General features: G+C 63.6%; 8 protein-coding genes. 2 read left to right on the top strand and 6 right to left on the bottom strand.

Annotated features, from left to right (window positions below; all coding sequences use genetic code 11):
* The coding region (locus ACE3S9_RS10870) for an acyltransferase family protein (RefSeq protein ID WP_374546479.1) at positions 1–1,117 on the bottom strand (1,117 nt) is incomplete at its 3' end.
* 884 nt (positions 1,118–2,001) lie between these two features.
* Complete coding sequence (locus ACE3S9_RS10875; RefSeq protein WP_374546480.1) at positions 2,002–3,021, bottom strand: AraC family transcriptional regulator ligand-binding domain-containing protein; 1,020 nt, start codon at positions 3,019–3,021, stop codon at positions 2,002–2,004.
* A 131-nt stretch (positions 3,022–3,152) separates the two neighbouring features.
* Between ACE3S9_RS10875 and ACE3S9_RS10880 the strand changes: the two genes are divergently transcribed.
* Entirely contained in the window at positions 3,153–4,586 is a 1,434-nt protein-coding gene (locus ACE3S9_RS10880) for a DUF1254 domain-containing protein (protein ID WP_374546481.1), read from the top strand.
* Between the two features lie 107 nt (positions 4,587–4,693).
* Here ACE3S9_RS10880 and ACE3S9_RS10885 read toward each other — a convergent pair whose 3' ends face one another.
* From ACE3S9_RS10885 to ACE3S9_RS10900, 4 genes are all read right to left on the bottom strand, one after another.
* Entirely contained in the window at positions 4,694–5,389 is a 696-nt protein-coding gene (locus tag ACE3S9_RS10885) for a DUF1345 domain-containing protein (RefSeq protein WP_374546482.1), read from the bottom strand.
* A gap of 4 nt (positions 5,390–5,393) precedes the next feature.
* Positions 5,394–6,326: a polyprenyl synthetase family protein gene (locus tag ACE3S9_RS10890; RefSeq protein WP_374546483.1), complete on the bottom strand. Its 933-nt coding sequence runs from the start codon at positions 6,324–6,326 to the stop codon at positions 5,394–5,396.
* A 93-nt stretch (positions 6,327–6,419) separates the two neighbouring features.
* On the bottom strand, positions 6,420–6,851 hold the full coding sequence (locus tag ACE3S9_RS10895; protein ID WP_374546484.1) for a DUF4399 domain-containing protein: 432 nt from the start codon (positions 6,849–6,851) through the stop codon (positions 6,420–6,422).
* A gap of 94 nt (positions 6,852–6,945) precedes the next feature.
* Entirely contained in the window at positions 6,946–7,347 is a 402-nt protein-coding gene (locus ACE3S9_RS10900; RefSeq protein WP_374546485.1) for an META domain-containing protein, read from the bottom strand.
* A gap of 143 nt (positions 7,348–7,490) precedes the next feature.
* Here ACE3S9_RS10900 and ACE3S9_RS10905 point away from each other — a divergent pair.
* Positions 7,491–8,130 (top strand): NAD-dependent protein deacetylase (locus tag ACE3S9_RS10905; RefSeq protein WP_374546486.1); only part of this gene is annotated, 640 nt, incomplete at its 3' end.

Consider the following 8,130-nt stretch of genomic DNA (forward strand, 5'->3'; position numbering starts at 1 on the left):
AGGGTCTCAGCTCAAAACCAGCAGGCAATTCCCATTTAAGGGTGTGCCCGATCGCCGTAATCGGGGTTTCGACGAATCTTGTGAGAATACTTGCTATGGCGAACGTGACCGGGATGGAAGCGGCCGTTACCGCAGCGCCGGCGGGGGTAGTGAGCGTCGGCGCATGGTCAAGGATTGTCTCGTGGGCGACCCAAAGAATGGGCATATGGGTAAGGTAGACAGCGTAGGAGGTGTTGCCGAAAAAGACGAGGGTCTTGCTCTCAAACCGCGCTGTTTCGGGCGATCCCTGTACGAGGCTCATAAGGAAAAGCCCTGCAGCGGCGCATACGAGAGTGTGTGCGATTAGGATGACCGTTATGTCGCTTGCGATCTCGACGAGCAGGACGACGGTCAACAGGATTGCGATCGGCGCGACGCGGAAGCCGAGCGTGTTCCAGCGCTTCTTTGTCTTGAGCAAAGCAGCGCATGCAAGGCCAATCGCCAGATTGTCGGCGCGAGTAGGAAGCAGAACGTAAGCGGCGAGAGAGTGTCCCGTCGTCATCAGGATGACGACCCGGCTCGCGATGGACAGCGCAATGATGACTCCAAGCACATGCAGAAAGTGTTTGCGCGGCGTCGCAAGAAGGAGCGCGGGAGCGATCAGGTAGAATTGCTCCTCGACAGCCATTGTCCACGTCGGGCCAAGCCATTCGCGGCCCGGATCCTCATTTATCGCCACGAAGAAGTTGTTTGTGAACGTAAAATAGCTCCAAGTCGGCACAGCCGGATTGTCGGGGAGCCCGATCATCCGTTCGGCGGCAATCGCGAGGCCGATGCACAGGAAGTAGATCGGGAAGGTGCGGAGCACGCGACGCGCGTAGAAAACGCAGAAGAAGTTTTCGGCGGCGCCCTTGTCGAGAATGAGGCGTCCGACCAGAAGGCCAGAGAGAACGAAGAAGCAATCGACTGCGACGAAGCCGAAGCGGGTTTGAGGCAGCCCTCCGGGAATCTCTCCCCAGTAATGCGAGAAAAGAACGAACAACGTCATCAGGCCGCGGAATCCGTCGAGGGCGAGAATTCGCCGGCTGGCGCCTTCTTTTTCTGCGAATGCGGCAGGGGTGGTTGCGAGTGTGGTCATGTTGCTTTTCGTCCCAGGCGCATGGTGGCGCTCAGCATCGCTAAGCGCTCGCCGAAATGCACATGCTGGGGAGCGCCATCCGATCAGGCGTCCGTCAGCGTGCGGGTTCTTCAGGGTGTGCGCTTCACGAGCGCCACGTCGGGGCTGTTCGCAACGAGCGTCATTGCTGCTTCGGCCGATGCTGTGGGTGCGGCCAGAAATTCATGATTCAGAATATTGATGTAGCAATTAACAATGTCACGAACATGTATATAATAATTACCTATTGAACAACACGAAATACCTCATTTAATTTTGTGCTCTTATAGCATAGAGTCGCGACATCAAATTTTCAATAAACTTAAGTCACATCGTTTCCATCATTATTAGCGGTGTTTAACTCCGTGGTTAAATCTTTATGTCCGGCCAATGAGGCGCTTACGCGCTGGTCTAAGAACCCATGCATGGCGCGAACGGCGCCGAGTTTGGCCGATGCTCCGACTTCTGAATAGGATCGAGTTATGACGAGCGGATGATGAACACAGTCTCGGCCGAGGTTTGCGCCGGAGCGACGGCGATCGCTCCAGTTCACCCGAGCGGGCATCGATCCCAGCGGCCCGCATTGTCGATGACCGCCGCTAAGATCGGCTGTTTCGCACATCCCGTGCTTGAATGGGTCGAGGCGGCTGAAGCTGACAGCGGCAAGAGCGCTGGCGTGTCGAGCAAGCGCGCCGATAAAGGCGCAAGGTCTATCCGGGCGTCGAGGCCATGACCCGGCGCGGCGACGGCATTCGAGAAGATCATCTCGGATTATGTGGTCCGGCGTTTCGGCGGCAAGGCGGAATCCAGCGCGGCCGAGTGACGGTTTCGGTCCGCGGACGCCTTCCGCGCCGTCACGCCTCTTTCTAGCGCGCCAATGTCATCGCATTTGAGCGCCATTCCGTCGGCGTGACGCCGGCCCATCGCCGGAAGGCGCGTACGAAATTGCCGTGCGCGGAGAAGGATAGCGCGGCCGCGATGTCTCCGACTGGGAGGTCGGTGAGCGCGAGCAATTCCTGCGCGAGACGAAAACGCATCTCGTCCCGGATGGCGATGAACGAGGTTCCGCCCTCGAGAAGCCGACGGTTGAGCGTGCGCGGATGCATCTCCAGTTGGCGGGCGACGGCGTCGAGCGAAAAATCGCCCTGCATCAGGAGCGGCTTGATCCGATGGCGCAGCAGCACGGCGGCGTCAAGGCCATCGACCTGCATCATCGCGGCGAGCTGCGCCGAGAGCTTTTCATAGCGCGCCGCATGCGCGTTCGGATTCGGTCGTTTCAGGTCCGCGCGCGAAAAGACGACGCAGGATTGATATTGATCGAAGCGGATCCTGGTTCCGAGCGCCCGTTCAAAATGGCTCGGGTCGGCCGGCGGTCGATGGCAAAGCAGAACCTCGACGAGATCGGCCTTTCCGCCGGTCAGGGCGCGGACGAGATTGGCGGCGACGGCCATGGTGAAGCCATAGGCCTGCCTGACGCCGGGGTGATGGCGCGCATAAATGCCGAAGCCGAAGGCGACGTCGTCGCCGATCGGATAGGAATAGACCGCCGCGCCGCGCGATAGGCCGATCTGCACGCGAATATAGTCGCGAATGGCGTCGCCGAGCGTCGGCGCGACATGCATGACCTGGCCGATCGGTCCGAGCGACAGGTGATCGTGGCGGGCGCCCAGAATCAGCCCGAAATGCTCCAGCCCCGTGACGCGCTCGCAATTCGCCAGGAGCTGCACGGCTTCGCCAAAGGGGATCATGGCGTCGGGCTGAAGATCGTCCGGGCCGAACGACAATCCCGCGCAGGCGTCGCGCGGATCGGCGCCGAGTTCGCGCAGCAGGGCCGGCGCGCCGGAAAGCCCTGCGACCCTTTGCAATGGGACATTATGTAATGTCATGACCGGATCGGATTTGTCGTGGAAAGATAAACGGTTGACGCTTCATTGCTATAGCATGCGCCGCCATGGCGTCGAATCGCGGCCGGCCGAAAAATTTTTGATCGGGACGATCTGCGAAAAGGGAGATGGAAATGAAGATTTCAAGACGGGCGGTTTCGGTCGGGCTTGGCGCTCTGGGCGCCGGCCACGCTTTCACGTCAGCCCGCGCGGAAGGCCTGATCAGCGAGTTGAGCGGCGATGTCGAGGATTTCCGGGCCGGTTCGGAGGCCTATATTTACGGCTATCCGCTCGTCACGATGGAAATGACGCGCCGGATCATGACCAATATCGCGGCCCCGGAAGGGACGCACGCGCCGATGGGTCAGTTCGTGCGCATGCGCTCCTATCCCGACGCGAGCTATCGCGTCGTGACCGCTCCCAACGCCGACACGCTCTACACCACCGCCTGGCTGGATGTCGGTAAGGAGCCGTGGATCCTCAGCCTTCCCGAAATGAAGGGCCGCTATTTCCTGTTCCCGATGCTCGACGGCTGGACCAATGTGTTCCAGGTTCCGGGCGCGCGGACGACGGGAACCGGCGCGCAGACCTACGCGATCACCGGGCCGGGCTGGCAGGGAACTCTGCCGGCGGGCGTCGTCGAATATAAATCGCCGACCGCCATCGTCTGGCTTCTGGGCCGCATCTATTGCACCGGGACGCCCGAGGATTACGCCGCCGTCCATGCGCTGCAGGACCAGTGCAAGGTCGTTCCGCTCAGCGCCTGGGGCAAGGACTGGACGCCGGCCCCCGGAAAAGCCGACCCGTCGATCGACATGAAGACGGCGGTGCGCGATCAGGTCAACGCCCTGAGCGGCGTCGACTATTTCAAGCTGCTGGCGGAATTGCTCAAGACCAATCCGCCCGCCGCCGCCGACGCGCCCATCCTGCCCAAGCTGGCGCAGGTCGGCGTCGTCCCCGGCAAGGATTTCGATCCTTCCGCCGCCGACCCGGCCGTCCTCAATCGCGTGCCGAAGATCAGCTTCGACCGGATCATGCTGCAATTCGTGACCGGCGGCGACTTCAACCGAGTCAATGGCTGGCTCTACAGCACGAAAATGGGCCTCTACGGAACGGATTATCTCCAGAGGGCGCTGGTCACCGCGGTCGGCCTCGGCGCCAACCGGCCGGAAGACGCGATCTATCCGGTGTCGACCAAGTCGGGATCGGGTCTGCTCGCGCGCAAATATGATGGCGCGAACAAATATGTCATCCGTTTCGACAAGGGCCAGTTGCCGCCGGTCAAGGGCTTCTGGTCGCTGACCATGTATGACGAGAATTATTTCTTCGTCGCCAATCCGATCAACCGCTATTCGATCAGCGCGCGGCAGAACCTCAAGGAAAACTCGGACGGCTCGGTCGATCTGTACATCCAGCACGACTCGCCGGGGGCGGACAAGGAATCGAACTGGCTGCCGGCGCCGGCGGGCAAGTTCATCCTCATGCTGCGCCTATACTGGCCGAACCCCGCCGCGCCGTCGATCCTCGACGGAAGCTGGACGATCCCGCCCGTCAAAGTCGCGTCATAAAACAAGGCCGGAGACGGCGAATTCGATCTGCCGTTTGAAAGCGGGCCGGACGCCAACGCCTCCGGCCCGAAAGGCGGATCGCTTTCGCGCCCGCGCCGGAAATCCGCTCACCCGCCGATAAAACCCGCGCCGATATTGATGGTCATCGCCAGCACGGCATTGTTGTAGAAGAACGCCAATATGCAATGGACGGTGGTCAGGCGGCGCAGCGGGCGGCCGGAAATGTTGCAATCGGCGGTCGCGCAGGCGACGCCGATCACATAGGCGAAATAGAGAAAATCGGGATAATCCGGGCATTTGGTTCCGGGAAAATCGATCCCGCCGCGCCAGAAGCCATTCTCGTCCGGCTTGGCGATCTTGAAGAATTCATGCGCGTAATGCAGCGCGAAGGTCAGGTGCAGGTACAGCCACGACCCGAGGATGGTCGCGACCGCGAGCGCGATATGCAGATCCCTGACCGGATGCGGCGTTTCCTTGACCGTGGCGAGCTGGGCGAAAATCGCGCCGAAGGAAATGATCGAGGCCAGCGCCGCCATTGCGAGGATGACATGGCGTCCTTCGTCCTGCAAAGCGGCGCGGCGATGAATATCCTTGTGCTCCGAGCGCAGGATCATCACGCCGGCGGCGACGAGATAGCTCCAGATCGCCGCATTCCAGCCAACCAGGCCGCGCGTGACCGGCCGCCATTCCTCGGGCGTGGCGAGCCCGATGATCATACCGAACAGGCCGCAGAGAAACAGCCGCGGCCGCGCGCGGATGATCCGCAGCGGCTTGGGCAGGCGTCGGGCGGCCGGCGCGGTCATCGGATCACGACTTGCGCGCGACGGTGAAGCGCGCGGCTTCCGCGAGAATCGCCGCCGCTTCGCCGAAGCCGCCGTCCGCCAGCGCCTGGATGGCGTCCTCCGCCAGAGCGTCGCGGCGCTTGCGCGCCTGTTCGAGGCCGAGCGCCGCGACCAAAGTCGCCTTGTTGCGGTCGGCGTCCTTGCCGGCGCGTTTTCCGAGCGCCTGTTCGTCGCCCTCGGCGTCGAGAATGTCGTCTGCGACCTGGAACGCCGCGCCGAGCGCCGCGCCATAGCGCGAAAGCGCCGCCGTCTGCTTGGCGTCGGCGCCGCCGATCCGCGCGCCGGCCTCGACCGCGAACAGCAGCAGCGCGCCGGTCTTCATCGATTGCATCAAGGCGACGAATTCGCGCGTATGCGGCGATTTGCTGGCCTCGGCTTCGAGGTCGAGCGCCTGGCCGCCAACCATGCCGCCAAGGCCGGCCGCGCGGGCGAGCAGGAGGGTCAGATCGGCGCGCACGGCTGGGTCGGGATGGGTCGGCGCATCGGCGATCACGTCGAAGGCGAAAGTGAGCAACCCGTCGCCGGCCAGAATGGCGGTGGCCTCGTCAAAGGCCTTGTGGGCGGTGGGGCGGCCGCGGCGCAGGTCGTCGTCGTCCATGGCCGGCAAATCGTCATGGATCAGCGAATAACAGTGAATCATCTCCAGCGCGCAAGCCGCGCGGAAAACGCCGTCGCCGGTGGCGCCGAACAGGCGGGCGGTCTCGACCAGCAGGAAAGGGCGCAGCCTCTTGCCGCCGCCGAGCGAGCCATAGCGCATGGCTTCGAGCAGGCGTTCGGGCCGGGTTTTTTCGCCCGGCAGCAGATGCGGCGAAAGCAGCGCGTCCAGCTTGGCTTCGGTCGCCTCGGCGACGGAAACCAGCCGGGCCGCGAATTCCTGTTGAGCGATCTGCGCCGACATCCGGATTGTCCTTCCACCATTCATTCGCGGATCGCTTGCCCGATGCGCCGGCCCGGGTCAAGGCTCGCCGGCGCATCGGTGCGGGAGCGCCGCTTATTTCACCTCGATGGTGATTTTTTCCGAAACCAGCGGCGGATCGTGCGGCACATGGCTGGCGTCGCCGAAAATGAGCTGCAGCGTGTGGCGGCCGGGGGGCAGATCGAGCGCGGTTTCCGTCTGGCCGCCGCCGAAATGCTTGATGTGCGGATCGTTGATCGGCAACGCCTCGTCGAGCTTCGCTCCGCTCGGCGGGTCGACGTCGATCAGCAGATGGTGATGGCCGGTATTGGGCTTTTCCACGCCGGCCGGAGCGACGCCCAGGCCGGACAGGCCGAATTTCACAATGACCTTGCCGTTGATCGTCGCGCCATCGGCCGGCGCGATGAAATAGACCTTGGCGTTGGCCGGCCAGGGCGATTCGGCCCAGGCTGCGCTGGAAAAGCAAAGCAATGCGGCGGCGAGGGCGGCGGTTGCGACTTTGAGCATGAAAGGCTCCTTCCACGGTCGACCAGGACGGTTTCGGCCCTGGCCCCGCGCCCAGTCTGGCGCCGGCTGAACCCCTGTCAATCGGGCAGGCTCATCAATCGGCAGGGCGCAGCAGGATCAAGGCCTCGCCTTTGGCGTCGCTCAGCACCAGTTTGTCGCCGTCGAACCGGAAGCGCCGCACGGCTTCCAGCGCCGCGCCATAATGGCGTTCAAGCGCGTCGAAGGGCGGCGGACAGGCCATGCGGGTGGCGGCGAGCGCGCCGAACCGGATGCGGTCGCCGCGAATATCCGGCTCGCCGATCACGCGATTGCAGCCGACGGTCGTGGCGACGCGGCCGTTGGGAAGCAGTTCGAACGAGGTCTTGTCCGCGTCGAAGGCGCCGGCGTCGCGGATCTGCTCGATCAACCATTTGCCCGCCAGTTCGTCCTCATCGGCGCGCGCCGGCGCGCAAAAAGAGCACAAGGCCAAAACAACCATGGTCGCAGCCAGCCGCACGTCTTTCTCCCTATCGAATCGTGCGGCAAGGAAACCGCGCGCCGCGCCCGGCGGCAAGGTGAAACGCGCGACATGGCAAATGGCGCGCGCCGAGCGCGCCGATTTCGGTACAAAATTCCGGCGCGGCGGGTTAGGGTCGCGGCATGGCGTCTTTTCCGGATCTTCAGCGCTTCATCGCCGACAACCGGCGTCTGTTCATCCTGACCGGCGCGGGCTGCAGCACGCCGTCCGGCATTCCAGATTACCGCGACGCCGAGGGCGCGTGGAAGCGCAAGCAGCCGGTCACCCTTCAGGCCTTCATGGGATCGGCGTTGACGCGCAAACGCTATTGGGCGCGTAGCCTGCTCGGCTGGCGGCGCTTTCGCCACGCCGCCCCCAATGGCGCCCATCGCGCTCTGGCGCGGCTGGAGGCGGCGGGCAAGAGCGCGCTGCTCGTCACCCAGAATGTCGATCGCCTGCATCAGGCCGCCGGCAGCCGCGATGTGGTCGACCTGCATGGCAGGCTCGACCTCGTGCGCTGCATGGCCTGCGAGCGTCGGCAGTCGCGTGAAGAATTTCAGGCGCGGCTCGAAGAGCTGAATCCCGATTGGCGGGCGCTCGAAGCGGCCGAGGCGCCCGATGGCGACGCCGATCTCGAAGATGTCGACTTCTCCACCTTCGCCGTTCCGGCCTGCCCGGCCTGCGGCGCCGTGCTGAAGCCGGATGTGGTGTTTTATGGCGAAAGCGTCCCGCGCGAACGCGTCGACACGGCCTTGGCGGCTCTGGACGCGGCCGACGCCATGC

Source organism: Rhodoblastus sp. (assembly GCF_041915505.1).
Classification (GTDB): domain Bacteria; phylum Pseudomonadota; class Alphaproteobacteria; order Rhizobiales; family Beijerinckiaceae; genus Rhodoblastus.